Annotated in this window: 22 protein-coding genes and 1 other RNA gene; 9 read left to right on the top strand and 14 right to left on the bottom strand. The window is 60.6% G+C overall.

The window, feature by feature from the left end:
* Positions 1–36 precede the first annotated feature (36 nt).
* On the top strand, positions 37–582 hold the full coding sequence (locus tag BPRO_RS27960) for a response regulator (RefSeq protein WP_011482746.1): 546 nt from the start codon (positions 37–39) through the stop codon (positions 580–582).
* A gap of 29 nt (positions 583–611) precedes the next feature.
* Entirely contained in the window at positions 612–941 is a 330-nt protein-coding gene (locus BPRO_RS27955) for an Hpt domain-containing protein (protein WP_011482745.1), read from the top strand.
* A gap of 122 nt (positions 942–1,063) precedes the next feature.
* On the opposite strand, the gene ntrC is transcribed toward BPRO_RS27955, so the two are convergent.
* The 9 genes from ntrC to BPRO_RS08970 form a co-directional block, all read right to left on the bottom strand.
* The gene (ntrC, locus tag BPRO_RS09015) at positions 1,064–2,548 is read right to left on the bottom strand and encodes a nitrogen regulation protein NR(I) (protein WP_011482744.1); all 1,485 of its coding nucleotides are present in this window, start codon (positions 2,546–2,548) and stop codon (positions 1,064–1,066) included.
* An 80-nt stretch (positions 2,549–2,628) separates the two neighbouring features.
* The gene (glnL, locus tag BPRO_RS09010; RefSeq protein WP_011482743.1) at positions 2,629–3,729 is read right to left on the bottom strand and encodes a nitrogen regulation protein NR(II); all 1,101 of its coding nucleotides are present in this window, start codon (positions 3,727–3,729) and stop codon (positions 2,629–2,631) included.
* A gap of 29 nt (positions 3,730–3,758) precedes the next feature.
* Positions 3,759–4,271 (bottom strand): hypothetical protein, encoded by a 513-nt coding sequence (locus tag BPRO_RS09005; protein ID WP_011482742.1) that lies wholly within the window; start codon positions 4,269–4,271, stop codon positions 3,759–3,761.
* 176 nt (positions 4,272–4,447) lie between these two features.
* A complete protein-coding gene (gene glnA / locus BPRO_RS09000; RefSeq protein ID WP_011482741.1) occupies positions 4,448–5,863 on the bottom strand; it encodes a type I glutamate--ammonia ligase in 1,416 nt (471 codons plus the stop codon).
* A 221-nt stretch (positions 5,864–6,084) separates the two neighbouring features.
* Entirely contained in the window at positions 6,085–6,909 is an 825-nt protein-coding gene (locus tag BPRO_RS08990) for a competence/damage-inducible protein A (protein ID WP_011482740.1), read from the bottom strand.
* A gap of 33 nt (positions 6,910–6,942) precedes the next feature.
* Positions 6,943–7,869: an EI24 domain-containing protein gene (locus BPRO_RS08985; protein ID WP_011482739.1), complete on the bottom strand. Its 927-nt coding sequence runs from the start codon at positions 7,867–7,869 to the stop codon at positions 6,943–6,945.
* 230 nt (positions 7,870–8,099) lie between these two features.
* Positions 8,100–9,062: a sterol desaturase family protein gene (locus BPRO_RS08980; protein ID WP_011482738.1), complete on the bottom strand. Its 963-nt coding sequence runs from the start codon at positions 9,060–9,062 to the stop codon at positions 8,100–8,102.
* Positions 9,063–9,067: 5 nt separating this feature from the next.
* Positions 9,068–9,925 carry a polysaccharide deacetylase family protein gene (locus tag BPRO_RS08975; RefSeq protein WP_081430501.1) on the bottom strand — a complete coding sequence of 286 codons (858 nt, stop codon included), beginning with the start codon at positions 9,923–9,925 and terminating at the stop codon, positions 9,068–9,070.
* A gap of 184 nt (positions 9,926–10,109) precedes the next feature.
* Complete coding sequence (locus tag BPRO_RS08970; protein ID WP_011482736.1) at positions 10,110–11,129, bottom strand: selenium-binding protein SBP56-related protein; 1,020 nt, start codon at positions 11,127–11,129, stop codon at positions 10,110–10,112.
* 845 nt (positions 11,130–11,974) lie between these two features.
* Between BPRO_RS08970 and BPRO_RS08960 the strand changes: the two genes are divergently transcribed.
* Positions 11,975–12,688, top strand: coding sequence for a DUF2726 domain-containing protein (locus BPRO_RS08960; protein ID WP_011482735.1), 714 nt, complete (start codon positions 11,975–11,977; stop codon positions 12,686–12,688).
* Positions 12,689–12,728: 40 nt separating this feature from the next.
* On the opposite strand, the gene BPRO_RS08955 is transcribed toward BPRO_RS08960, so the two are convergent.
* The 5 genes from BPRO_RS08955 to ompA all read right to left on the bottom strand — a co-directional run bounded on the left by BPRO_RS08955 (position 12,729) and on the right by ompA (position 16,759).
* A complete protein-coding gene (locus BPRO_RS08955; RefSeq protein WP_011482734.1) occupies positions 12,729–13,448 on the bottom strand; it encodes a pseudouridine synthase in 720 nt (239 codons plus the stop codon).
* Between the two features lie 808 nt (positions 13,449–14,256).
* Positions 14,257–14,643, bottom strand: a transfer-messenger RNA (tmRNA) gene (gene ssrA, locus BPRO_RS28500).
* Positions 14,644–14,655: 12 nt separating this feature from the next.
* A complete protein-coding gene (locus BPRO_RS08950; protein WP_011482733.1) occupies positions 14,656–15,321 on the bottom strand; it encodes an HAD-IA family hydrolase in 666 nt (221 codons plus the stop codon).
* Positions 15,322–15,339: 18 nt separating this feature from the next.
* Positions 15,340–16,047 carry a bifunctional 2-polyprenyl-6-hydroxyphenol methylase/3-demethylubiquinol 3-O-methyltransferase UbiG gene (gene ubiG, locus BPRO_RS08945; RefSeq protein ID WP_011482732.1) on the bottom strand — a complete coding sequence of 236 codons (708 nt, stop codon included), beginning with the start codon at positions 16,045–16,047 and terminating at the stop codon, positions 15,340–15,342.
* Between the two features lie 67 nt (positions 16,048–16,114).
* Positions 16,115–16,759 (bottom strand): outer membrane protein OmpA, encoded by a 645-nt coding sequence (gene ompA / locus BPRO_RS08940; RefSeq protein ID WP_011482731.1) that lies wholly within the window; start codon positions 16,757–16,759, stop codon positions 16,115–16,117.
* A gap of 255 nt (positions 16,760–17,014) precedes the next feature.
* On the opposite strand from ompA, the gene gyrA reads away from it, so the two are divergent.
* The 6 genes from gyrA to BPRO_RS08910 all read left to right on the top strand — a co-directional run bounded on the left by gyrA (position 17,015) and on the right by BPRO_RS08910 (position 25,505).
* Complete coding sequence (gene gyrA, locus BPRO_RS08935; RefSeq protein ID WP_011482730.1) at positions 17,015–19,657, top strand: DNA gyrase subunit A; 2,643 nt, start codon at positions 17,015–17,017, stop codon at positions 19,655–19,657.
* Positions 19,658–19,698: 41 nt separating this feature from the next.
* Entirely contained in the window at positions 19,699–20,274 is a 576-nt protein-coding gene (locus tag BPRO_RS08930; protein ID WP_011482729.1) for a DUF2059 domain-containing protein, read from the top strand.
* A gap of 10 nt (positions 20,275–20,284) precedes the next feature.
* Positions 20,285–21,391, top strand: a complete 1,107-nt coding sequence (serC, locus tag BPRO_RS08925) for a 3-phosphoserine/phosphohydroxythreonine transaminase (RefSeq protein ID WP_011482728.1) — start codon at positions 20,285–20,287, stop codon at positions 21,389–21,391.
* An 83-nt stretch (positions 21,392–21,474) separates the two neighbouring features.
* Positions 21,475–22,557, top strand: a complete 1,083-nt coding sequence (gene pheA, locus BPRO_RS08920; protein ID WP_011482727.1) for a prephenate dehydratase — start codon at positions 21,475–21,477, stop codon at positions 22,555–22,557.
* Positions 22,558–22,609: 52 nt separating this feature from the next.
* A complete protein-coding gene (locus tag BPRO_RS08915; RefSeq protein WP_011482726.1) occupies positions 22,610–23,488 on the top strand; it encodes a prephenate dehydrogenase in 879 nt (292 codons plus the stop codon).
* A gap of 10 nt (positions 23,489–23,498) precedes the next feature.
* Complete coding sequence (locus tag BPRO_RS08910; RefSeq protein WP_011482725.1) at positions 23,499–25,505, top strand: bifunctional 3-phosphoshikimate 1-carboxyvinyltransferase/cytidylate kinase; 2,007 nt, start codon at positions 23,499–23,501, stop codon at positions 25,503–25,505.
* The last annotated feature ends 105 nt before the right edge of the window (positions 25,506–25,610 follow it).

The raw sequence follows: 25,610 nt of genomic DNA, 5'->3' as shown, positions 1-25,610 counted from the left end.
ATCACCATGGAGAGCACGCCTGGCAAAGGAACCACCATGACCCTTGATCTGTCGCTGCCCATAGCGGATCCCGCGCAGCTTCCAGAAGGAAATCCAGGTGCCCCGGACTCATTTTTTGCGAGCCTGGAGACACGCAGGGCAGCGCCTGACGTGGCGCAAGCCGAGGCAGAGGGCACGCTGATCCTGCTGGCCGATGACCACCCCACCAACCGCTCGCTGTTGATGCGCCAGGTAAACCTGCTCGGCTATGCGGCAGAGAGCGCCAGAAACGGCGTCGAAGCCCTGAACCTGTGGAAGTCGGGCCGATTTTCGCTGCTCCTGACAGACTGCAACATGCCCGAAATGGACGGCTATGAACTGGCCAAGGCTATACGCGCGCTCGAAGCAGCCACAGCCGCCCGTCACTACCCCGTCATTGCCTGCACAGCCAATGCCATGGGCGGTGAAGCAGAAATTTGCCTCGCCGCGGGTATGGACGACTACCTTGTCAAGCCGGTGGAGTTAAAAAAACTGCGGCCAGCCTGGCGCGCTGGCTACCCATCCCCGCGGCCCCCGTCACACCGCCCGCCTATTTTCCTGTAGCACGGCGGGCGAGGACACCGATTGACCATGTGGCGCTGGCCAGAGTGTCTGCGGGCGATGCGGCCGTCGAGCGCGACATTTTCATCGAGTTTCAACGGGCCAATGAGGGAGATGCCGCGCTTCTGGAACAGGCGGTGGCCGACGGTGACATCGCCCAGGTCAAACGGCTGGCCCATCTCATCAAAGGCGCTTGCGCCATGGTCGGAGCCCTCGCGCTGGCCAACGTCTGTGAACGTATCGAGCGGGCCAGCCGCGACGGCGACTGGAAGACCATCGTGGTCAGCATGATCGAATTCGAGCAGGAATTGACGGAGCTAAACCGATACCTGGCCGAGGTCCAGGGACCAGCCACCTCTTGAGTGCTGGCCAGCGTACCGGTTGGTCCGTGCAGCACGGCTGGACCATCGGGTGTGCTCCGCATCCCTGATTGCCATAGCAAATAGAACTGCACCCCGGGGAACCTCAGGGATTGCAGCCGGTTTTACTCCAGATTCAGCTCCTGGATCTTGCGCGTGATGGTATTGCGGCCAATACCCAACTTCTGGGCGGCCTCGATGCGACGCCCGCGGGTATTGAGCAGCGCCGTCTGGATCAGCCGGGACTCAAAACGGCGCGTCAGCACATCCCACACATCGCTGCGACCGGCCGCCAGCAAAGCGAGGGCTTCCGCCTCAAGGCCGGCTTCCCAATTCTGCTCGCCAGCCGCCGGCCCCGCCAAGACGGCAGGCTCGGGCATATGCATCGTCGGCGTGACGGGCGCCAGAGGCGCTTTGTCGGAAGCCCCCGGCGCCGGTTCATGCGGCACGCCCAGCACTTCAGGTGGCAGGTCCTTGGCTTCAATCACCTGCGCGGGCGCCATCACGGTGAGCCAGTGACAGATGTTTTCCAGCTGGCGCACATTGCCGGGAAAACTGAAGTTGCTCAATTGCTGCAGCGCCGCATCGGAAATGCGCTTGGGCTCCACACCCAGCTGCTTGGCGCTTTGCTGCAGGAAATGGCGGGTCAGCATGAACACATCCTCGCGCCGTTCGCGCAGCGCGGGCAGGCGCAGCCGAATCACGTTGAGCCGGTGGAAGAGGTCTTCGCGAAAACCACCCTCCTTGACGCGCTGCTCCAGGTCCTGGTGCGTGGCGGCAATCACGCGCACATTGGCCTTGACGGCGTTGTGGCCGCCCACGCGGTAAAAGTGACCATCGCTCAGCACCCGGAGCAGGCGGGTTTGCAGGTCAAAGGGCATGTCACCGATTTCATCGAGGAACAGCGTTCCGCCCTCTGCCTGCTCAAAGCGGCCACGCCGCATGGTCTGCGCGCCGGTGAAGGCGCCGCGCTCATGACCGAAGAGTTCGCTCTCGAGCAGGTCTTTGGGAATGGCCGCGGTATTGATGGCCACAAAAGGCCCGTTGGCGCGCGGTGAGTGCTTGTGCAGCGCGCGCGCCACCAGTTCCTTGCCCGACCCCGATTCGCCGGTGATCATCACCGTCACCATGCTCTGGCTCAAGCGGCCAATGGCACGGAACACATCCTGCATCGCCGGCGCCTGGCCGAGCATTTCCGGCGCGGCCGCCATGCGCTCCTCGGCCACCTCCTCGCGCTGGCTTTCTTCCACCGCACGGCGTATGAGTTCCACCGCTTTTGGGAGGTCGAAGGGCTTGGGCAGGTATTCGAAAGCGCCGCCCTGAAAAGCAGAAACAGCGCTGTCAAGGTCGGAGAACGCCGTCATGATGATGACCGGCAGGCCGGGAAGCTTTTGCTTGACCTTCTCCAGCAGATCCAGCCCCGACCCGCCGGGCATGCGAATGTCGCTCACCAGGACTTGCGGGCCCTCTTCCTCTGTCGCGTTTTCCAGCGCCAGGAGGACCTCACGGGGGTTGGTGAAACTGCGCGTAGGAAGATCCTCACGAAGCAGGGCCTTCTCCAGAACAAACCGGATGGACTGGTCATCGTCAACGATCCAAATCGGTTTCATGTTGTGCAGTCCTTGTTGTACATTCGGTGCCATTCGCGTCATCGCGCTTTATTTGTCAAGCCATGTAGGAAGGACACACCTCAAGGCAACGGTATCAGCAGCTTGAAGTCTGTCCGGCCCGGCACGCTGTCGCACTCAATCAAACCGTGGTGTTGCTGAACAAAGGTTTGCGCCAATGTCAGCCCCAGCCCCGAACCGCCCTCGCGCCCTGATACCAGCGGATAGAAGATGCGGTCTTTGATGGAGTCCGGCACGCCCGGTCCATTGTCAATGACATGCAATTCCAGTGCCAAGCGATAGCGCTGCTTGCCGAAAGTTACCTGCCGGGCGATTCGGGTCCTGAAAGTGATCTGCGCATCGCCCGCCGCAATGCGCTCTGCGAGCGCCTGAGCCGCGTTGTGGGCGATATTGAGGACCGCCTGAATGAGCTGCTCGCGGTCACCGCGGAAACCGGGAATCGAAATGTCATAGTCCCGTGTGACGCGCAGCCCCTTGGGAAATTCGGCAAGGATGAGCGAGCGCACCCGCTCACAGACTTCGTGAATATTCACATCCCCCACCAGATGCGGCCGCCGGTGCGGAGCGAGCAGGCGGTCTACCAGCGTTTGCAGGCGATCGGCCTCATGAATGATGACCTGCGTGTACTCGGTCAACTCCTTGTCGATTTCCATCTGCAGCAACTGCGCCGCACCGCGAATGCCACCCAGCGGATTCTTGATTTCATGGGCCAGGTTGCGGATCAGTTCTTTGTTGGCCTGGGCCTGGTCAATCAGGCGTTCCTCCCGGTCCTGCTTGGCCTGCTGCTCCAGCGGCAACAACTCCACAATCGCCTCGCCCGGCGTATCGGTTTGCGCCACCACCACGTGGACCGGCATGGGCTCGTGGTTCAGGCGCCTGAGCCACGCGTCATAACGCAGGGCCGCAAACTCATTGCTGCCGGCGCCCTCGAGCGCATTTTGCAGAATCAGCGGCTCGGTAAAGCACTCGGGGAGCTGCGAGCCTTCGATGGTCCGGCGTGAGGTGCCCAGCGCATCTTCCAGCGCCGCATTGGCAAATACCACGACGCCATTGGTACGCACAACGGCCACGAGCGTGGCCAGCAGGTCAAACGATTGAAAGCGCGGGGGCGCCGGGGTGGCGGATAAAACGGGGGGTAAATGTGGCTTGTTCAAGCCGTCCATTTTGGCCCATAAGCGGTGGAGGTAAACGCTTAATTTGCGGCCGGGAGACGCGAAATCTCGCGCTTGATGCCGGCAATATCGCTCTGGTTGCGGGCGATGCTTTCCTTGAGTTCAGCCACGCGGTCTAGGTAGCGTTGGTAGTTGCGTCCTTCAATACCCTGCTTTTCAGGCTCGCCGTTGTTGTACTCTTTTTGCTGCTCGGCCAATCGGGCCTCGGCCTTTTTCAGCTCGGACTCCAGAATGGCGCGCGAGTCGCTGTCACGTGCACGCTGCTCCGGGCTGCCATCGGTTCGCGGACCGCCAGAAGCCGCCGCCGCAGCGACACGCACAGGCGCCTTGGCCACGGGGTTGCCCTGGACCACGGTGACATTGCCACCCGACAGCAGCTTGCAATTCCGGTTCTGGGCATCCTTGGCGTTGTTGATGTACTCTGGCACGCCGCCGTTGGCGGCAACACAACGGTAAACCTGCTGGGCCCATGCGGAATTCCCCGCACCGGCCAACAGCAAGGATAAAAGGGACAGCGATAAAGTGTTTTTCATTCGGAACTCCAGATGCCCGTATAGGCAAAGGACGGTCTATCAGTATGCGGCAAAGCTGCAAAAACACAAAGTCAGCATCCTTATTACCCACCAGCCATAAAAAAGGACGGCAATTGCCGTCCTTTTTTGGCCACAAACCGTAAGCAACGGTAAGTGGCGCGAGCCTGCAGCCCCGATTACAGGGAGTAATACATCTCGAATTCGATGGGGTGCGTCGCCATGCGCAGGCGCGTCACTTCACCCATCTTCAATTCGATGTAGGCGTCCAGCATGCTGTCGGTGAACACGCCGCCCTTGGTCAGGAAGCCGCGGTCTGCGTTGAGGCAGTCCAGCGCCTGGTCCAGGCTGTGGCACACGGTTGGCACTTTTGCATCTTCCTCGGGCGGCAGATGGTAGAGGTCCTTGGTAGCGGCTTCGCCCGGGTGGATCTTGTTCTCGACGCCGTCGAGGCCGGCCATCATCAGTGCGGAGAAGCACAGGTAAGGGTTGGCCAGTGGATCGGGGAAGCGCGCCTCAATGCGGCGGCCCTTGGGGTTCGCCACATACGGAATGCGGATCGAAGCCGAGCGGTTCTTGGCCGAATAGGCCAGCTTGACCGGTGCCTCATAGCCGGGAACCAGGCGCTTGTAGCTGTTGGTGCCGGGGTTGGTGATCGCATTCAGGGCACGGGCGTGCTTGATGATGCCGCCGATGTAGTACAGGGCGAAATCAGACAGGCCCGCATAGCCGTCGCCGGCAAACAGATTTTTGCCGTCTTTCCAGATGGACTGGTGAACGTGCATGCCGGAGCCGTTGTCGCCTACGATGGGCTTGGGCATGAAGGTCGCGGTTTTGCCGTAGGCATTGGCCACGTTCTGCACCACATACTTCAGGATCTGGGTCCAGTCGGCGCGCTGCACCAGCGTGCTGAAACGGGTGCCGATTTCATTCTGGCCGGCGCCAGCCACTTCGTGGTGGAACACTTCGACCGGAATGCCCAGCGATTCGAGGATCAGGGCCATCTCGGCGCGCATGTCCTGCGTGCTGTCAACCGGCGGCACGGGGAAGTAGCCGCCCTTGACGGTTGGACGGTGGCCACGGTTGCCGCCTTCGAGCTTGGAGCCAGAGTTCCAGGGTGCTTCGTATTCTTCGATTTTGAAGAAGGTGCCCGACATGTCGGTGTTCCAGCGCACGTCGTCAAAGATGAAGAACTCTGGCTCCGGACCGAAATAGGCGGTATCGCCCAGGCCGGAAGCCTTGAGGTAGGACTCTGCACGCTTGGCGATGGAGCGGGGGTCGCGGTCATAAGACTTGCCGTCGCTCGGCTCCAGCACATCGCAGCTCATGAACAGCGTTGTTTCTTCGAAGAACGGGTCAATGTTCGCGGTGTTGGGATCAGGCATCAGCTGCATGTCGGAGGCTTCAATGCCCTTCCAGCCGGCAATCGATGAACCGTCAAACGCGTGGCCCGAGGTGAACTTATCTTCGTCAAAGTGGGAGACAGGCACCGTCACGTGCTGCTCTTTACCCCGGGTGTCGGTAAAACGGAAGTCAACAAACTTGACTTCGTTTTCCTTGACCATTTTCATGACGTCTGCGACGGTCTTTGCCATCAAAATCTCCTGTTGCTTGGATGGTTGTTAAAAAATTGTCTTCGGATGGTGAATGCACTTTTTGTGCCACAGCGGATGGCTGATCGGTTTTCGCCAAACCCCTGATTGTGCCGTTATCTGGCCCAGATTCCGGCCTTGCGGCGCCAGAATCTCAAAAAGAGGCCGCCCGCACATGCACCAATACGGGTCATTACGGCAATGCACCAATTTAGCGCAAATTCTCATCGCACCAATTCGGGGCCTAATTTGAGATCGAATTTCTGCAGGCCCGTCAACAAGGCGGGGTAGGCCAGGCTCACCGCCTCCGGCGCCCCCTTCACGCCCAGCTCGATGTGGCGACCGTAATCGGGATGATCCACGCTGGGAAGACTGAACACTTTCACGCCCTCATGCGCCGCTTCAATTGCGAGCATGAGGGGGGTCAGCGTGGCCTCCATGGAACCAAACACGATCACCGACTTTTCGATATAGGCGGATTTCTGGTGCAGATGGGGGTAGCGCTGATCCAGCACCCATTCCATCATGGGCCAGGCCATCACGGGAAAGCCCGGAACAAAGTGCACCGAGCCCTCACCGGCCTGGCAACTAAAGCCTGGGATCTTGTTGTAGGGGTTGGGGATGATCTGGGCGCCCACGGGGAACACGCCCATGTTCAGGCGGTGGATGTTGTCCTCGCGGTCGGGCTCATACGGCAGCCCCTGCTCTTTCGCCACATCCTGCATGCGCTCCATGATCAGCCTTTTGGCTTCGGGATGAAGGGCCAGCGCCACGCCCAGGGCTTTGGCCGCACACTGTCGGGTGTGATCGTCCGGCGTGGCGCCAATGCCCCCGCAGGAAAACACCACGTCGCCAGAGCTACGCGCTGCCGCAAAGGCGCGCGCCAGGGTGGCGGTGATGCGGTCAGGATCGTCGCCCACGTAGTCGGCGTAGCCGAGTTGCAGGCCGCGAGCACCCAGCAGCTCGATGGTTTTGGGCAGGTGCTTATCGGCACGTTTGCCCGAGAGAATTTCATCGCCAACAATGACGAGTCCAAAGTTTGTAGCCATAAGGGTAGTGGTGAAGTTGCCGCTGGACGATCATCAAGGCTGGGTATGGGGATTGCCGCCCAGCGAGCCGAAGCTGGGCGCCGGCCCCTCGGAAGCAGTCGGCGCCAATTCGTTCGCGATTGATTTAATAGCCTCCTGCGCAAACGGATCGGGGGCCAGTGCATTGTTTTTCTTGCGCAGCTGTTCCAGGGCGGCGAGCGTGTAGTGGGCAAACCAAAGCGACGAAAAGGCAAACACCAGCGTGTATAGCCAGATGGCCACGGGCACGAGGATAGGCGCCATCGCCACGAACATCGCACCCGAGGCCCAGATCAGGCTGGGCGCGGCGCCCAGGTAGCCACTGAGGACACCGATGCCCAGCAGCGTGGCACGATGCTCGCGGAAAATCTGGCGCCGCTCCTCACCGCTTGCATGATCCACCATGGCGTCATACGACATGACACGGTAGGTGAGCCAGCCCCAGATCAGTGGCGGCAGGATCAGGATCAGCGGCGGAATCAGCCACAGGGGAATCGACAATACCAGTGCAATCACGGCCAGCAGGGTGGAGCCCAGCGACCAGAACACGCTGGCCAGCAGGGAGCCGCCCCGCTTGCGCTCCAGTTGCGGGAAGCGCCGTTCAGCCACCAGGGCCACCATGGCGGGCGTCATGAACATCGCCACAAACAGCAGCGAGGCAATCACAATGACGGGAATGGCCAGGAACAGCAGCAGCACAGGCGCCAGCACCACGCGAAGGTCGCTCAGCCCCAGCCCTTCCAGCCAGCGGACCATGGTGTCCACCAGCTCATAGCTTTCAAGGTTGCTGCGCACCGCCGCCAGCGCGCCTTCCCAGAAGAAATAACCCAGGCCGAGCGAGATGACGGCCATGATCACCAGGGGCAGTACCGACAGGGCGATGACCCGGGGATGCAGGCAGTACATGGCGGCCCGCCAGAAGGAATCCAAAAGCTTGCTCATGGAGCTAGGATATCAGCCCCCACGGTCGCTCACTGCGTGTAGCTCCCTGCCCCCCGAGGGGGCCGCCCGCCTGTGGCCCGGCAAAGCCGGTTCCACGGCTCATGCTTGGTTGAAGAGTTCAGGGATCACAACCCGGTAGGGGCCGCGGGACTGGCTTCGCCAGACCGCAGGCGCCGCCCCCTTGAGGGGGGAACAGGCTACACGCAGTGAGCCTGGACGGGGGTGGGTTTTCAGGCTTTGCCGAACAAGCGCTTGAGGCCAATCCATTGCTGCGACCAGAAGCCTTTGCCGTAATCACGGTTGGCTTCGACCTGGTCACGGATACCGGTGGGGTCATAACGCTGCTCGAAGTTAGCTGTGCCAAACAGCACATCCCACCAGGGCAGCAGCACGCCAAAGTTATGTCCACCCAAGACAGTTTTTTCCGCCTTCACGGTTTCATGCCCGATACCGATGCTGTGATGCAAGCGGTGAAAACGCGGGCTGACCCACAGCCGCTCGCCGACGCGCCCAAACCACATCCGCACATTGGCGTGCTGAAAACTTTCACTGAGCTGGGTAAAGGCCACGATAGCAATGAACTGGCCCGGGGGCACGCCAATGAGCTGAGCCGCCAGCACAACGATGGAGTCCACCAGGACATCGTCGAGCAGGTGGTTGCGGTTGTCGCTCCACATGGTCATTTGCCGCTGGGCATGGTGCAGCGAATGCAGGCGCCACCACCACTCGATCTGGTGCTGGCCGCGATGCGTCCAGTAGGCAACAAAGTCAAACACCACCAGGTAGATCAGCAGGCTGACCACCGCATGGTCCGTCACGCCGGGCCACACCTGGTCCAGGTGAAACGTGCCGTATCCGGCTGTGCGCAGCGCGCCAAAGGCCTCGTCAAACCAGGGCTCCAGCGTGAAAAACAGCGCAATGCGAAAGAGGCCCAGCCGGTGTATGAGGGTGTAGAGAATATCGGTACGGATGGTGGCCCGATCGAGTACCGGCTCGACCGGCCGCCAGCGTTGCAAGGGGCCAATCACGGCCAGAAAAATGATGATCTGGATCACCCCCACCATGAACCAGGCGGTTGCTTCATAGCCGTCTTCCAGCAGGTTGCCCATGCCCAGCGCAAACATGGCTGGTTGCACGGCGGCCTCGAACAGCCACTGCTGCACCACGGAAAAAAAATTGCCCAACCAGTCCATGTCGCTTATTTGGCAAGCTTGGCCGGCGTGCGGCTGACCTGCGCCTCAATCCAGGCCTTGTACTGGGGGTGTTCCCGCAGGGTTTGAAAGCAAAATCCCCGCGACTTCAGGCCGATGATGAGCGGCTCCAGCACAGCCGGCGCCCAGGGATCCTTGCGCGACCAGATGCCCAGGTGCGCCAGCAAAATATCGCCGGGCTGGATGTCGCGCAGCGCCTTTTTCAGCAGCATGTCGTTGGGAAATCTTTCACTCGAAAGCTCGTCCCCCAAAAACCCGGCGGGCGACCAGCCCACATGCTGATAGCCGCAGGCCCGGGCTGCCGCGAGCAACTGGGGCGAGGTTTTGCCGCCAGGCGCCCTGAATAGCGGCAACGGTTTCTTGCCGGTGATCGCCTGCAGGCGCGCACTGGCGCGACCCACCTCTTCGCAGTACTGCCGGGTCGTCCAGGTGAGATCCCGGCCCTCCGAAGGACCGGCCGAGGGGCGCATCCTGAATTGCGGCTCAACACCCGGCCCGCCCGCCACATCCGCGCGCCAGTAGGTGTGGTCCCAGGTATGCGAGGCAAATTCATGGCCCTCGGCGGCGCGCGCCTTCCACCAATCGGCCCAATGCGCACCCAGGCTGCCATCACCAGTCTGGGTCCGCTCGTTGGCAGCGAAAAACGTGGCTTTCACCTGGTGCTTGCGAAGGATGTCGGCCATCAGGGGCGCGACCTCCATGTGGCCGGTGTCCAGGGTAAGGTACAGCGGCTTGCAGAGGGCGGCTTCGGCCACTGCTTTGGCATTGTTTGGGCCCGCAGCCCAAGCGGGATGCACGCAAATAGCTACAAAAAAAATAGCAAGCAGCGGCCGTAGTGAGCCCATAGTTAAGCAGGGGCCGCGGAACCGGCTTTGCCGGGCCGCAGGCGCAGCGGCCCCCGAGGGGCTGGAGCCTGCGGCTCCAAAGCTGCTTGAGCAGCTTTGGACCGGCGACAGAGGCGAAGCGTCTCGCGAGCCGCGGCCTGCAAGGCCTCGGGAGCTACACGCAGTGAGCGACCGTGGGGGCCCACTACCGCGGCGCGTGATCAAGGGTCCAGACACCGTGGGGACTCTTTCCAACATTGATCTGGCGTACCACCTTGTGGCTGGCGATGTCAATGACGGTGAGCTTGCGGGCCCAGCGCGAAGTCACCAGGATCTGCTTGCCGTCGCGGCTCACGTCGATGCAGTCCGGCCCGCCCGGCGCGGGGTAACTGTCCACCACCTCCAGAGTCTGCAAATCGATTTTGCTGATGCTGTTGGCCACGCGGTTGCTGACCAGCACATGCCGCCGGTCGCCCAGGGCGCGGAAGGCGTGGGCACCGGCACCGGTCTTGATGACCTTGCTGCGCTTGGGCTCCTTGCCACTCACGTCATACACCTCGACCGCGTCGCTGCCTGTGAGACCGACCAGCATGAATTTGTCGTCGGCCGTTCCGTACACGTCGGCCGGGATGGAGCCGGTTTTGGTGCGCCACTTGATGGCCTGGCTTGCCAGGTCCACCGCAATCAGCTCATCGCTGTCCTGCATGGTGGAATAAATCGTGCTGCTTTTGCTGTCTATCCACAAATGGCTGGGCGTCTTGCCAGTGGCCACACGCTTGGCCAGAACGATGTCCTTGCCGTCCCAGCGGTAAATGTCGATATGGTTCAGGCGGTTGGCGGCGGTCACAAACCACTTCATGTCAGGTGAAAAGCGCAACTGGTACGGGTCCAGAATGCCGCGCACGGTGCGCTGCACCTCGGCGGTTTTCGGGTCGATAAAGGTCAGCGTGTCGGACAAGGCATTGGCCACAATCACCGATTTTTCATCAGGCGTGAGGTACAGGTGATGCGGCTGCTTGCCCGTGGCAATGCGCCGGGTCTCGGTCCAGGTCGCGGGGTTGACAATACTTACCGTGTCATCGAGCGAATTGAGGACAAACACGGGCGACGCTGCGGAAAACGAAGCAAGCGGGGCGGTTTGGGCCAGCGCCGACGGGCAAACCGCAGGCAGCAAGCCAGCAACTGCACACAACCAGGCGGCCAGATTACGGACGGGAACGTTCACAGAGATATCTTTCCAGGGTCAACCGTCTAGTGTACCGGGCGGGCATGCCCGGACTGCCGGTAGCCGGTGCCTCAGGACCGGAATCCATTGCAGCCCGCAGGATGTAGCGATGAACTTGCTGGATCCCAATGGCAGCCGGCTGGAAGTGCGGCATATTCCCGGCTCCCCTCACCTGGCTCCCATCGTTTTTGCACGAAGGGCCGGGTTCGGTAAGCCTGTTGTGGGCCCAGCGCGGGCTGGACTGGCCGCAGGCCCTCTGCGCAGCCACCGGTCGGGCCGGCGTGGTCTACTCACGAAGGAATTACGGTCTCGTCTGATCCCGCACCTGGTGCGGGCGGGGCGAGCCAATACAGCGGGGTAACCTTACTTGGCCCATGGATCGCAGCGCCCTTTCAGCAGAAGCCCGGGCCAGAAAACCGATAGCGGAGGTCTGCCTTTGCTGAGCCGGGTCGAACCGGAGGAGGTCCAGACGCTCCAAATGGTCTGGCACGCTGGCGAGCGCCCGGCTAACATACACAATGAAACGAATGAAACGGTATTTAATGGCTACCACGCAACAAATCTGTGTTGCACACGCCATGAAAGTGCGCATAAAGCCCGTCGCCTGGTTGTCAATCTTCATTTCCGCAGGCCTCGGCTACCCAAAAAAGCGCCTCAAGCAATGCTCATGGCCTGGCGTTTTACGGAAGCGTGACGGGCAGTACTGGTTTTTCGTTACTTAAATCACGAAATTCACAAAACCAGACAACTTTAGTAACATTTTTTGAATTGTGTGATTATTTTCCTACCCAATTACTCCTGTTGAGCGTAACTTGTAAGCATTGGTGACAAACCGGGAGCCGTAAATGACAAAAAATCCAGAAGAACTACTGATGGCGGGGCTGCCCTTGATGGGCGTGCTTACCCTTTGGTACTGGCTGCGATTGCGCTGGATTGCGAAAGAGAAACGCCGAATCCCCAGGCATTGGCCCTTGCATGCGCGGCCACTGGTAAACAGTGAGGAATCGCAGCTCTGGCGCTGGCTGGCCGAGACTTTTGATGACCACCACATCATGATCAAGGTGCCGGTTACCCGTTTCGTCCGGCCTAATGCCAGTGAAAATGGACTGTACTGGTACAGCCTGCTCAAAAGCACCAGCTGTACATTCACCGTGTGTTCATTGGATGGCCATGTTGTTGGCTGTGTCGATGTGCCCAAGTCTTCCGGACTGTCCCAGAAGTCAAAAAATCTGAAGCACAATTTACTGGCGCAATGTGGTATTGCCTATGCCGTGATCAACGCGTCGAGGCTGCCAAACCCGGATGAACTCCGCAATGATTTCCTCGGTGAAGCGGCTGCAAGAAGCCGGGATCTGAAGCGCGAGCAGGCCGCAGTGGCGGCCGCCCGGGCCAACCTGCAGAAAACTCTGGTACAGAAACGCGACATGCGCCAGCGTCAGGCTACCCATGACTACCGGGACAGCAGCAGCATGCCCACAGACTGGCACGATTCATTTCTCATCCAGTCCAACAGTATGCCGAGTGAGTTGAGGCACGCTGACGGGCGCAAGGTAGCATGAAGCTGAAGCTGAAGCTGAAGCGTAACCGCGCAAGCAAGCATCAGGTCGAAATGCTGGACAGATCCTGCGCCGTGAGCCAGCGCCACTGACCGGGCTTGAGATCTTCAGGCAACATCAGCCCCCCCAGCTGCGAGCGGTGCAGGTCTTCCACCCGGTTGCCGACGGCCGCAATCATGCGTTTGACCTGGTGATACTTGCCCTCGGTCAGCGTCAGGCTTAACTGCAGCTCGCCGGTCTTTTCACAGGCGGCGGCCCGCACCGGCTTTGGATCGTCATCCAGCACCACACCCGCCAGCAGTTTCTGAACCTGCCTGTCGTCCACCGCATGCTTTGCGGTCACTTCATAAACCTTGGGTACATGGTGCCTGGGGGAGCTCATGCGGTGAATGAACTTGCCGTCGTCCGACAGCAGCAGCAAGCCGGTCGTGTCCTGGTCCAGCCGCCCCACGGCCTGTACACCCGCCGCAGCGCCACCGCCACGCTGGCGAATCGGTGACGGCAGCAAAGTGTAAATACTGGGGTAGGTGCTGGGCTTCTGCGAACACTCATAACCGGCCGGCTTATGCAGCATCAGGTAGGCTTTTTCGTGATACTCCCACGCCACCCCCTGCACCGTGAAGCGCAAGTCTTCCGCTACAAATTCCATCGCTGGCTCCGTACAGGGGATGCCAGCTACGGCCACAAAACCCTGTTGAATCAGGCCCGCACAAACGCGCCGCGTGCCAAAGCCCTGGGAGAAAAGAATGTCCTGTAATTGCATGGTCGCCATGACGCTATTGTCGCCGGGCTGCAACCCCAGATACGGCCTGGTGCGGTACGGACCGGAAACCGAGACTCGTGTACCCGACCCATGGAGAACGCATCTCCGCATCTCCCACGGCATCCCGCGGTCTCCCACCAGGATTACCAGGATCCCAAGGCGCAGGTGCACTCAGCCCAGGGCTGTAGCGCAGCAGGATCTGGTGCAACTGCGTGATGTGGTTCTCGGTGAACGGGATGTCCTGCTAGGAAGAAAATACCAGGTCCATCAACTCGGCATAGCCGGCCACTTCCTGCTCGTCGCGGATGACGAAGGACTTGATCCCCAGGTTCGACAGGAGTTGCTCCACCTCCCGGTCGGACAGCTTGCTGCCCTCAATGCGGGTGAGGAGCCAATGCTCTCAATGGTGGCCACGCGCCGCAGGGCCGACAGGCGATAGGGCGCAGACGCGCCCAAGGCACGCCAGGCGCCTTTGAACTCATCGATCCTGGCGATGAGGCTCAGGATCTCCGGGTGATCTGGATGGCTCGCAACATCAACCAATACCACGCCCATTTACACCCAATTTCGAGCAACACCCATTACGACACCCATTTGCACCCAATCTGGCGCAGGCAAACCACTTGGCTTGCTGGCCAACAGAGAACAGAGAGAAATCGGGGGGATTTGAGGGAATTCGGGAAATTTTGCTCCCGAATACGCGATTTGGGAGGAATCACAGTCAAGAGGAAAATCCCCGGAAACCGCGCCAGTATTGGGGTTTCGGGCAAGAAAAAGCCCAACTGAAAACAGTTGGGCTTTAGGGGTATGGTGGAGCTGGGGGGATTTGAACCCCCGTCCGCAAGCCTTCTTCGCGTAGTTCTACATGCTTAGCCGTCTGATTTGAGTCTCACTTCCCGTATCGCGCAGCAGCACGCTATACAGGTTGCCAGCATCCTATTGTCTCGCCTGATACCAAGGTGCCCGGTACCAGGCCAGCCGATGTGTATGACCCTACAGCCGGGAGCCTTCAACTTGCGCTAAAGACCCCTTGCCCAGCCCATCGGCCTGCTGTTGTAGGGCTCACTGGTTATTAAGCAGCGAGTGCGAAACGTTCGTCGTTTGCAGTTAGTTTGTTTTAGTCAGTTTTACGAGCACACTAAGCTCGGCATGCCCCACTGCGCGTCCGTACCCGCGTCGAAACCAGTGCAGCCCCAAGACAGGTAGTTTAAGGCATTCGCAGCAAATTCAAGAGCAGCGCGGGTTTTGTGATGGTGGCGTCGGCGAACCAGCCCTGCATGTCGGCGGTAGCGCCCAGATAACCATAGGCCGCCGCCACGGTGGGCATGCCGGCGGCACGGCCGGCGACCATGTCGCGTTCGTCGTCGCCGACATAGATACAGCGCGCGGGCGCCACCTTGAGCCTGCGGGCCGCTTCCAGCAGGGGAGCGGGATGCGGTTTGGCATGCGGCGTGGTATCCCCGCTGACAATGGCCTGGGCCGTACCAAACAGCGGCATGGCCTGCGTGAGGGGCAGCGTGAAGCGGGCGGACTTGTTGGTGACCACCCCCCACTTGAGGCCTGCCTGGTCAATTTTCGCAATCAGCTCGGCCACCCCGTCGAACGCATAGGTGCGCTCGGTCATGCAGGCCTCGTAGTTGGCAAAAAACTCTTCCCTCAATGCGGGAAAACCGGCATCGTCAGGTGTCAGGCCAAATGCGACGCCAATCATGCCGCGGGCCCCTGCGCCCGCCATGGGCCGGTATTGCGACAAAGGTAGCGAGGCCAATCCCCGGTCAGTGCGCATCTTGTCGGCCGCGGCCCCCAGGTCGGGTGCGCTATCAATCAGGGTACCGTCCAGGTCAAACAGCACGGCATCAATATTATTAAACATGGTAGTCACCGGCCTTGCTCAGATTTTCTGGGTCGCCAGCAGGTAGTTGACGCTGGTGTCGGCGCTGAGCCAGTAATGCTGGGTCAAGGGGTTGTACTCCATCCCCCTGGTCTGCTGCAATGTGAGCCCGTTGGTCCGGCAATAGCCAGCCAGTTCGCTGGGCTTGATCAGCTTGGCGTATTCATGGGTTCCACGCGGCAGCAGGTTCAGCACATACTCCGCCCCCACGATGGCAAACAGAAAGGCCTTCGCATTACGGTTGATGGTCGAAAAAAATACATGCCCTCCGGGTTTGACCAGGGCGGCGCAGGCCTTCACAACGGAAGCCGGATTCGGCACATGCTCAAGCATTTCCATGCAGGTCACCACGTCAAAACTGGCAGGCTGCTCGGCAGCCAGTGCTTCGGCGCTGATTTCGCGGTACTCGACACCCTCGGTCTGGGCCTCCAGGGCATGAAGCTGGGCGACCTTGAGCGCTTTGGTGGCCAGATCAATCCCGAGCACGTCGGCGCCTTTGCGGGCCATGGCATCGGCCAGGATGCCGCCGCCACAGCCCACGTCCAGTACGCGCTGGCCCTTCAATGGGGCCTGCCCCTCAATCCAGTCAAGCCGCAAGGGGTTGATCTGGTGCAAGGGACGGAATTCGCTTTCAGTATCCCACCAGCGATGGGCCAGATCAGAGAACTTGGCCAGTTCGGCGGGGTCAAAATTTTGGCTTGTAGGCATGTCGCAATTATCGTTGAGGCATAAAAAAACCGCGCCGAAGCGCGGTTTTTAAGCGATCCCGAGAGGATTACTTCTTGTTGGCACGGGTACCAACAACTTCGATTTCCACGCGACGATTTTTCGCGCGGCCTTCGGCGGTCTTGTTGTCAGCAACGGGCTGTTTCTCGCCTTTGCCTTCGGTGTAAACGCGGTTTTTCTCAATGCCCTTGGACACCAGGTAAGCCTTGACGGCTTCCGAACGACGAACCGACAGCTTCTGGTTGTAAGTATCGCTGCCGACGGAGTCGGTATGACCCACAGCAATGATCACTTCCAGGTTGATGTCCTTGATCTTGCCGATCAGGTCATCCAGCTTGGCTTTGCCTTCTGGCTTGATGACGGACTTGTCGAAATCAAAGAATGCGTCAGCGGCGTAAGTAACTTTGGTAGCGGCAGGAGGAGCAACTGGGGCAGGCGCCGGGGCAGCTGCGCGAGGGGCAGGCGCGGGGGCGGCGGCAGGAGCGGGAGCAGGAGGAGCAACGATCGCACCATCACAGCCAGGAGCCGCAGTAGCAGGCGTCCAGTTGGCATCGCGCCAGCACAGTTCATTGGTGCCGTTTTTCCAGACCAACTCATTGTTGCCGTTTTTCCAGTTGTCGATAGTTTGTGCACCAGCGGCGGTAACAAGCGCTGCGGAAGCAAACAACATTGCCACTTTGTTGAGTTTCTTCATGGTTCTCCTCTAGAGAAAAGCCGCAGACTTGCTGCGATTAGTGATTTACACGCCGTGAGTGACCATCACTCAAAGCGTTACAACGATTGTGCCACAGCTACTCTCAGCTTCAAGCAAGCTATCGGCTTCATCCGACACGGAGATTAGATTCTTAATCATTTGTTGCTGACTCGCCACAAACAAGCCGCTATAAACTCAAGCCTTAAAATTATGGGTTCCCCTCAAGAATCTTGAAAAATCCCAACCAGGCCTCTCATGACCCAGTTCGCCAAAGAAACCCTGCCCATCAGTCTTGAAGAGGAAATGCGACGAAGCTATCTCGATTACGCGATGAGCGTGATCGTGGGCCGAGCCCTGCCCGATGCGCGGGACGGCCTCAAGCCTGTGCACCGGCGCGTGCTGTTCGCCATGCACGAGCTGAACAACGACTGGAACAGGCCTTACAAGAAATCCGCCCGTATCGTGGGCGATGTGATTGGTAAATACCATCCGCACGGCGACCAGTCGGTCTACGACACCATCGTGCGCATGGCGCAGGATTTTTCCTTGCGTCATTTGCTGGTTGATGGCCAGGGCAACTTCGGTTCGGTCGACGGCGACAACGCCGCGGCCATGCGTTACACCGAAATCCGCCTGTCCAAAATTGCCCACGAATTGCTGGCCGACCTCGACAAGGAAACCGTCGACTTCGGCCCCAACTACGACGGCAGTGAGCAGGAGCCGCTGGTCATGCCAACCCGGCTGCCCAACCTGCTGGTGAATGGTTCCGGCGGCATCGCGGTGGGCATGGCCACCAACATTCCGCCCCACAACCTCAACGAGGTGGTCGACGCGTGCCTGCACATGCTGAAGAATCCGGAAGCCTCGATTGACGAGTTGATGGAGATCGTGCCGGCACCCGACTTCCCCACCGGCGGCATTATTTATGGCATCAATGGTGTCAAGGATGGCTACCGTACCGGGCGCGGCAAGGTGGTCATGCGCGCCAAATGCCACTTTGAAGACATCGACAAGGGCCAGCGGCAGTCCATCATCGTGGACGAACTGCCCTACCAGGTCAACAAGAAGACGCTGCAGGAGCGCATGGCCGAACTGGTTCACGAGAAAAAGATCGAAGGCATCAGCCATATCCAGGACGAGAGCGACAAGTCGGGCATGCGCCTGGTGATTGAACTCAAGCGCGGCGAAGTGCCCGAAGTGGTGCTGAACAATCTGTACAAACAGACGCAGCTGCAGGACACCTTCGGCATCAACATGGTGGCGCTGGTCAATGGCCAGCCCAAGCTCTGCAACCTGAAAGACCTGATCCAGGTCTTCCTGTCGCATCGCCGCGAAGTGGTGACGCGCCGTACCGTGTTCACCTTGCGCAAGGCGCGCGAACGGGGCCATGTGCTGGAAGGCCTGGCCGTTGCATTGGCCAACATCGACGACTTCATTGCCATCATCCGCAATGCGCCCACACCGCCGGTGGCCAAGGCCGAACTGATGCTGCGCCCGTGGGACAGCAGCCTGGTGCGCGAAATGCTCACGCGCACGCGCGCCGATGGCGGCGTGGTCAACGCAGACGACTACCGTCCCGATGGACTGGAGAAGGCCTTTGGCATGGGCAGCGACGGACTGTACCGCCTGTCCGAGACGCAAGCGCAGGAAATCCTGCAGATGCGCCTGCAACGCCTGACCGGCCTTGAGCAGGACAAGATCGTGGCCGAGTACAAGGAAGTCATGGCCGAAATCGACGACCTGCTTGACATCCTGGCAAAGCCAGAGCGGGTGTCCATTATCATTGGCGAAGAGCTGTCCGCGATCAAGCTGGAGTTCGGCCAGACCAAGCTCGGCGCGCGGCGCAGCCAGATCGAGCACAGCTCGTTCGACCTCAGCACCGAAGACCTGATCACGCCGACCGACATGGTGGTGACCCTGTCGCACTCCGGCTACATCAAGAGCCAGCCTCTGTCCGAATACCGGGCGCAAAAACGCGGCGGCCGTGGCAAGCAGGCCACCGCGACCAAGGAAGACGACTGGGTCGACCAGCTGTTCATCGCCAACACGCACGACTACATCCTGTGCTTTTCCAACCGCGGCCGGCTCTACTGGCTCAAAGTCTGGGAAGTGCCGGCTGGCTCGCGCGGCTCGCGCGGTCGGCCCATCGTCAACATGTTCCCGCTGCAGGAAGGTGAAAAAATCACGGTGGTGCTGCCGCTGACCGGTGAAAAGCGCAGCTTCCCGGCCGACCAGTATGTGTTCATGGCCACCTCCATGGGTACCGTCAAGAAAACGACGCTGGACGAATTCAGCAACCCGCGCAAGGCCGGCATCATCGCCGTGGACCTGGACGACGGCGACTATTTGATTGGTGCCTCCCTGACCGACGGCAAGCACGACGTGATGCTGTTCAGCGATGGCGGCAAGGCCGTGCGCTTTGACGAGAACGATGTTCGCCCCATGGGCCGCAACGCACGCGGCGTGCGTGGCATGACGCTCGAAGACGGCCAGGGCGTCATTGCGATGCTGGTCGCCGAGGACGAGCAGCAAAGCGTGCTTACCGCCACCCAGAACGGCTATGGCAAGCGCACCTCCATCACCGAATACACCCGTCATGGTCGCGGCACCAAGGGCATGATTGCGATCCAGCAGAGCGAGCGTAACGGCAAAGTGGTTGCCGCGACACTGGTGCATGTCGACGATGAAATCATGCTGATTACCGACAAGGGTGTCCTGGTGCGCACGCGGGTCAGTGAAATCCGGGAGATGGGAAGGGCTACACAGGGTGTTACGCTTATTGGCCTTGATGAGGGCTCACAATTGAGCGGTCTCCAGCGAATCGTCGAGAACGATGCCACCCTGGACGACAACGACGTTGAAAACGACGCAGGCAAGGACGCCTCGACTCCGCTCTAACGCTCTAACCACCTTAATCTGTCCCAATCCGGAAGCTATTCATGAAAAAACTGATCACCACACTGGCGATGGCCGGCCTTGCCTGCTCCACCGCCATTCATGCGCAAACGCCAGACCCGAAAACCGAATGGGCCACCAAAGTCGTCGCCCTGCAGCAAGGCCCGGAGCTTGACAGGCTCGTAGCTCAGCTCGCGGGCAGTACGGCCCAGGAACTGATCGCCAATTGGGGCCCCAAGCTGGAGGCGAATGTACCCAAGGCCAAACAGCAAAAAGCGTCGGATGATCTCAACGCAGAACTCAAAAAGTATGCCGAAGACACCAACAAGCTGATTGGCAAACAGGTCAGCAAAGTCAGCAGCGACGTCCTGGTACCCGCTTATGCGGAGCGTTTTACGGTCGACGAGCTCAAACAGATCGCCGCCTTTTTCGAGTCTCCTGCCATCAAGAAATACCAGGCCAGCACACCAGAGCTGGGCAGTATCTTCATAAAGAAACTGGTCGAAGCATCGCGCGCCGATGTGGTCGCCCGCGTCAAGCAGTTTGATGATGCCGCACTGAAAATTGTCGGCCCCGCACCTGCGGCACCAGGGGCGAGCAAGCCACCCGCCAAAAAATAACCCGATCCTAATGACCCGACCCTTCAATTTTTCCGCCGGCCCCGCGAATTTGCCTGAAGAGGTTTTGCAGCAGGCCGCCGCCGAAATGCTGGACTGGCACGGCAGCGGCATGAGCGTCATGGAGATGAGCCACCGCGGCAAGGAGTTCATTTCCATTTACGAAAATGCGGAAGCCGATTTCCGTGAGTTGATGGCCATTCCGCCGAACTTCAAAATCCTGTTCATGCAGGGAGGCGGCCTGGCGGAAAACGCCATCGTCCCGCTGAACCTGTCACGCGGTGCCTCGGCAGATTTCGTCGTGACCGGCAGCTGGAGCGACAAGTCCCAGAAAGAAGCCCGTAAATACTGCGACGTGCAGATTGCCGCCACGAATGCAGGCAGCGACCATACCCAGTTGCCGCCGCCTGCGAGCTGGAATTTGCGGCGCGACGCCAGCTATGTGCATGTTTGCACCAACGAGACCATCCACGGCGTGGAATTTCAGGAGCTGCCCGATATCAAGACCCTGGGAAGTGATGCGCCGCTGGTCATCGACTTTTCATCCCATGTGGCCTCGCGGCCGGTGGACTGGTCGAGGGTCGGGCTGGCTTTCGGCGGAGCGCAGAAAAACCTCGGGCCCGCCGGCGTGACGCTGGTGGTCGTCCGCGAAGATTTGATGGGACACGCCCTGCCGGCGTGCCCAAGCGCCTTTGACTACAAGACGGTGGCGGACAACCACTCGATGTACAACACGCCGCCGACCTATGCGATTTATATTGCAGGCCTGACTTTTCAATGGCTCAAACGCCAGAAAGAAGGCGACGTGACGGGCATTGCCGCCATGGAAAAGCGCAACCTTGCCAAGGCGCAACTGCTTTACGACGCCATCGACCGTTCCCAGCTGTACTTCAATCGCGTCGGCAGCGAGTGTCGCTCGCGCATGAATGTGCCATTTTTGTTGCGGGATGAGTCGCGCAACGAGGCTTTCCTGGCCGGCGCCAAAGCCCACAGCCTGCTGCAACTGAAGGGCCACAAGTCCGTCGGCGGCATGCGTGCCAGCATTTACAACGCCATGCCGCTGGCCGGTATCGAGGCGCTGATCGGCTACATGCGAGAATTCGAACAAAAACACGCCTAGGACGACATGCCTCCACGCTCCATTTGTTCGCAGCCCCTTGACGGGGCATCCAGTGCCGTTCAGACGGCCGGGCGGGCACCGATATGACTGCCAACCTCGCCGATTTGCGCGTCCAGATTGACGCCATAGACAAGGAATTGCTGGCACTCCTGAACCGCCGCGCGCAGGTCGCCGAGCAGGTGGGAGATGTCAAAAAACTCGAAGGCACGCCCTTTTTCCGGCCCGACCGGGTTGCCCAGGTCATTGAGCAGATCCAGCAAGCCAACACCGGTCCGCTCAAGAACGAACATGTTGCAGCCGTCTGGCGCGAAATCATGTCGGCCTGCCTGGCCCTCGAATCGCCGGTGCGTGTGGCCTACCTGGGGCCTGCCGGCACGTTCAGCGAACAGGCGGCCCTTCAATTTTTTGGCGCCAGCATTGAACATGTGCCCTGCATCAGCATTGATGAAGTGTTTCGTGCCACGGCGGCGGGCAGTGCCGGTTATGGCGTGGTGCCGGTTGAGAACTCCACCGAAGGCGTGGTGTCGCGCTCGCTTGACCTCTTCCTGAACTCGCCGCTGCACATCGTCGGCGAGATCAGCCTGATGGTGCGGCACAACCTGCTGCGGTTGTCTGACTCCCTGGACGACATCGAGGCCGTGTATGCACATCCTCAGGCCCTGGCACAGTGCCAGGGATGGCTGACCACCCACCTGCCCAATGCGGAACGCCGGGCCGCGTCGAGCAACGCAGAAGGTGCACGCCTGGCCTCGACCAATCCGGCGTGGGCCGGCATCGCCAGCGATCGGGCGGCAGCGCAATTCGGCCTGCACACGGCAGCCCACGCCATCCAGGACGACGCCTTTAACCGCACCCGTTTTGCCGTGGTCTGCCTCCCGCAGACGCTGCCCTCGCCACCCGCCTCGGGCAAGGACTGCGTGAGCCTGGTGGTGTCCGTGCCCAATCGCCCGGGCGCCGTGCACGACATCCTGGTGCCGCTGAAAACCCACGGGGTTTCGATGACCCGCTTCGAGTCACGTCCGGCACGATCGGGCCAGTGGGAATACTATTTCTATATTGACCTGCAAGGCCACCCGTCCCAGCCCCACGTCAAGGCAGCGCTGGCTGATTTGCAGCAACTGTGCGCGTTTTACAAGGTTCTCGGCACCTACCCCGTCAGCGATTGAGGCGCAAGCAAGAGCTCCATGCAAGAATTACAAAAATTTCCGGTACCGCTTCATGTTTGAACAGTTAGGTCTCATCGGATGCGGCCTCATGGGCGGTTCTTTCGCGCTCGCGCTCAAACAGGCCGGCCTGGTCAAGCGCATCGTCGGCTATAGCAAATCCCCCTCTACCACCGAGCGCGCCCGCCAGATGGGCGTGATCGACGTGGAAGCACCCTCCGCCCTGCTCGCGGTCTCGGGCGCAGATATCGTGCTGCTGGCCGTCCCGGTTTCCGCCACCGAGGCCACCTTCAAGGCCATCCGGCATCTGGTGGGGCCCAGCACGCTGATCATGGACGTGGGCTCGACCAAACGGGATGTGGTGGATGCGGCGCGCCGCGTCCTGCGTGACAACGTCGGCGCCTTTGTTCCCTGCCACCCCATCACCGGCAAGGAAGTCTCCGGCGTCGAGCATGCGGACGCGGACCTGTACAGCGGCAAGCAGGTCATCCTGACGCCCATTGAGCGGACTTTCACCGTCCAGCTGCAAAAGGCCACCGAGGTGTGGACTGCCCTGGGATGCCATGTGTTGAAGATGTCGCCGCAGGCCCATGATGCGGCCTACGCAGCGGTCAGCCACCTGCCCCACCTGATCGCTTTTGCCCTGATGAACGGCATCTCGGGCCAGCAGGAAGGCAAGGACTACCTGTCCCTGGCGGGACCCGGCTTTCGCGATTTCACGCGGATTGCGGCCAGCGACCCCAAAATGTGGCGCGACATCCTGATTGCCAACCGCGAAGAACTGCTGGCGCAGTCCAAAATCTTCCAGGACACCCTGCAATCACTGGAGCAGCTGATTTCCGGTGGCAGTGGTGATGTGCTGGAGGTGCTGATCGAGCAAGCCAGCGAAACGCGCGCCAACTGGCGCATGTCCTCGCATAAATCCCATAAATAAGTCCCGGTTCATGTTCGATATTGAGTACCTGGATATTCCGCCACTGGCCCGGGCGGGAGGAACAGTCCGACTGCCCGGCTCCAAAAGCATTTCCAACCGCGTCCTGCTGCTGGCCGCACTGAGCCGGGGACAAACCACGGTGCACGACCTGCTGGCCTCTGACGACACCGCCGTGATGCTGGCGGCCCTGAAACAGCTGGGCTGCAGCGTGGCACAGCACGGAACCACCGCCGTCATCGACGGGCTCGGTGGCCAGGTCGGACAGGCCAAAGCCACGCTTTTCATGGGCAATGCCGGCACCGCGATGCGCCCCCTGACGGCCGCCCTGGCGCTGCTGGGTGGCGAGTTTGAACTCTCGGGCGTTGCCCGCATGCATGAAAGACCGATCGGCGATCTGGTCGATGCGCTCCGGCAACTGGGCTGCTCCATCGAGTACCTCGGCAACGAGGGCTATCCACCGCTGCGCCTGCGTCCCGCCCAGCTGAAGATCGAAGAGCCTATCCGGGTACGGGGCGATGTTTCCAGCCAGTTCCTGACAGCGCTGCTGATGGCTTTGCCGCTGGTAGCCGGGCAGGACATCCACATTGAAGTGGTGGGCGAACTGATTTCCCGTCCCTATATCGAGATCACCCTCAACCTGCTCAAGCGCTTTGGCATTCACGTCCAGCGGCCGCTGGGTGCTGACAACTGGCAGCGGTTTACCATCCCGGCCGGGAGCCAGTACCAGTCGCCCGGCGACATCCATGTCGAGGGCGACGCCTCGTCCGCCAGCTATTTCATAGCACTCGGTGCAATTTCCGAGCCGGCTGCAGGGCAAAACCACATAGAAATTCTGGGTGTAGGCGCCGACTCGATCCAGGGGGACATCCGCTTTATTGAGGCTGCCCGGATGATGGGCGCGCAGATTGAAAGCACGCCCAACTCGCTGCGGATTTCCCGCGGCAAACCAGGCCAGGGATGGCCGCTCAAGGCGATCGACCTGGACTGCAACCACATCCCCGATGCCGCCATGACGCTGGCCGTGATGGCGCTGTATGCAGACGGCACGACCACGCTGCGCAATATCGCCAGCTGGCGCGTCAAGGAAACCGACCGCATCGCCGCCATGGCCTGCGAACTGCAAAAGCTCGGCGCCACCGTGGAGGAAGGCGCGGACTATCTCAAGATCACGCCGCCCCTGGCGTGGAAAAGTGCCGCCATTCACACCTACGACGATCACCGCATCGCCATGTGCTTTTCGCTGGCGGCCTTCAATCCGGCCCGGCAGCCGATACGGATTCTCGACCCCAAGTGCGTCGCCAAGACCTTCCCCGATTATTTCGAAGCCCTGTTTGCCGTGTCCGAAGCCGAAACCGCGCAGATTCCCGTCATCTGCATCGACGGCCCGACGGCCTCGGGCAAGGGTACGCTGGCTGCACTGGCCGCCCACCGGCTTGGCTACCACTACCTGGACTCCGGCGCCCTGTATCGTTTGAGCGCCTTTGCCGCCACGCGCGCCGGCGTGGCGCTGGAGAATGGTGCCGACGTGGCGCGCATCGCCCGGACGCTGCCGGTCCGCTTTCGGGGCGACCGGATATTCCTGGGCACCGAAGACGTGTCCGAAGCCATCCGCACCGAGGCTGCGGGTATGGCCGCCTCCAAAGTGTCGGCGCACCCCGAGGTGCGTAGCGCCCTGCTGGAGCTCCAGCACAGCTTTCGGCGCCTGCCGGGGCTGGTGGCGGATGGCCGGGACATGGGAACCGTCATATTCCCCGATGCCCCCCTCAAGGTCTACCTGACGGCAAGCGCCCTGCACCGGGCTGAACGCAGGCATAAGCAATTGATTTCAAAGGGAATTTCGGCTACAATCGCCGGGATTCAGCAAGATTTGGAGGCGCGCGACGCCCGCGACATGTCCAGGCCGGTCGCCCCTTTGAAACCTGCTGATGACGCCCGCCCGCTGGACAACTCCTATCTGTCGATTGAAAACTCGGTAGCTCAGGTGATTGACTGGTGGGAAGGCAGTCGGCCCTTCTGACCCCCGACGCGCTCACCTCATCACGGCGCACTGGTCAGCAGGTTCATTAACGCAACCCGCGGCCTTATTAGACGTCTGGCCGCAAAAACCGCCGCAAGCAGCTAT

Source organism: Polaromonas sp. JS666 (genome assembly GCF_000013865.1).
GTDB lineage: Bacteria > Pseudomonadota > Gammaproteobacteria > Burkholderiales > Burkholderiaceae_C > Polaromonas.
This window is presented reverse-complemented; position numbering and strand designations above follow the sequence as displayed.

Excerpts from the sequence above, each read along its gene's own strand:
- BPRO_RS27960 (WP_011482746.1), top strand. The coding sequence starts at position 37 with ATGACCCTTGATCTGTCGCTGCCCATAGCGGATCCCGCGCAGCTTCCA.
- ntrC (WP_011482744.1), bottom strand. The coding sequence starts at position 2,548 with ATGAAACCGATTTGGATCGTTGACGATGACCAGTCCATCCGGTTTGTT.
- glnL (WP_011482743.1), bottom strand. The coding sequence starts at position 3,729 with ATGGACGGCTTGAACAAGCCACATTTACCCCCCGTTTTATCCGCCACC.
- BPRO_RS09005 (WP_011482742.1), bottom strand. The coding sequence starts at position 4,271 with ATGAAAAACACTTTATCGCTGTCCCTTTTATCCTTGCTGTTGGCCGGT.
- glnA (WP_011482741.1), bottom strand. The coding sequence starts at position 5,863 with ATGGCAAAGACCGTCGCAGACGTCATGAAAATGGTCAAGGAAAACGAA.
- BPRO_RS08990 (WP_011482740.1), bottom strand. The coding sequence starts at position 6,909 with ATGGCTACAAACTTTGGACTCGTCATTGTTGGCGATGAAATTCTCTCG.
- BPRO_RS08985 (WP_011482739.1), bottom strand. The coding sequence starts at position 7,869 with ATGAGCAAGCTTTTGGATTCCTTCTGGCGGGCCGCCATGTACTGCCTG.
- BPRO_RS08980 (WP_011482738.1), bottom strand. The coding sequence starts at position 9,062 with ATGGACTGGTTGGGCAATTTTTTTTCCGTGGTGCAGCAGTGGCTGTTC.
- BPRO_RS08975 (WP_081430501.1), bottom strand. The coding sequence starts at position 9,925 with ATGGGCTCACTACGGCCGCTGCTTGCTATTTTTTTTGTAGCTATTTGC.
- BPRO_RS08960 (WP_011482735.1), top strand. The coding sequence starts at position 11,975 with ATGACAAAAAATCCAGAAGAACTACTGATGGCGGGGCTGCCCTTGATG.
- BPRO_RS08955 (WP_011482734.1), bottom strand. The coding sequence starts at position 13,448 with ATGCAATTACAGGACATTCTTTTCTCCCAGGGCTTTGGCACGCGGCGC.
- BPRO_RS08950 (WP_011482733.1), bottom strand. The coding sequence starts at position 15,321 with ATGTTTAATAATATTGATGCCGTGCTGTTTGACCTGGACGGTACCCTG.
- ubiG (WP_011482732.1), bottom strand. The coding sequence starts at position 16,047 with ATGCCTACAAGCCAAAATTTTGACCCCGCCGAACTGGCCAAGTTCTCT.
- ompA (WP_011482731.1), bottom strand. The coding sequence starts at position 16,759 with ATGAAGAAACTCAACAAAGTGGCAATGTTGTTTGCTTCCGCAGCGCTT.
- gyrA (WP_011482730.1), top strand. The coding sequence starts at position 17,015 with ATGACCCAGTTCGCCAAAGAAACCCTGCCCATCAGTCTTGAAGAGGAA.
- BPRO_RS08930 (WP_011482729.1), top strand. The coding sequence starts at position 19,699 with ATGAAAAAACTGATCACCACACTGGCGATGGCCGGCCTTGCCTGCTCC.
- serC (WP_011482728.1), top strand. The coding sequence starts at position 20,285 with ATGACCCGACCCTTCAATTTTTCCGCCGGCCCCGCGAATTTGCCTGAA.
- pheA (WP_011482727.1), top strand. The coding sequence starts at position 21,475 with ATGACTGCCAACCTCGCCGATTTGCGCGTCCAGATTGACGCCATAGAC.
- BPRO_RS08915 (WP_011482726.1), top strand. The coding sequence starts at position 22,610 with ATGTTTGAACAGTTAGGTCTCATCGGATGCGGCCTCATGGGCGGTTCT.
- BPRO_RS08910 (WP_011482725.1), top strand. The coding sequence starts at position 23,499 with ATGTTCGATATTGAGTACCTGGATATTCCGCCACTGGCCCGGGCGGGA.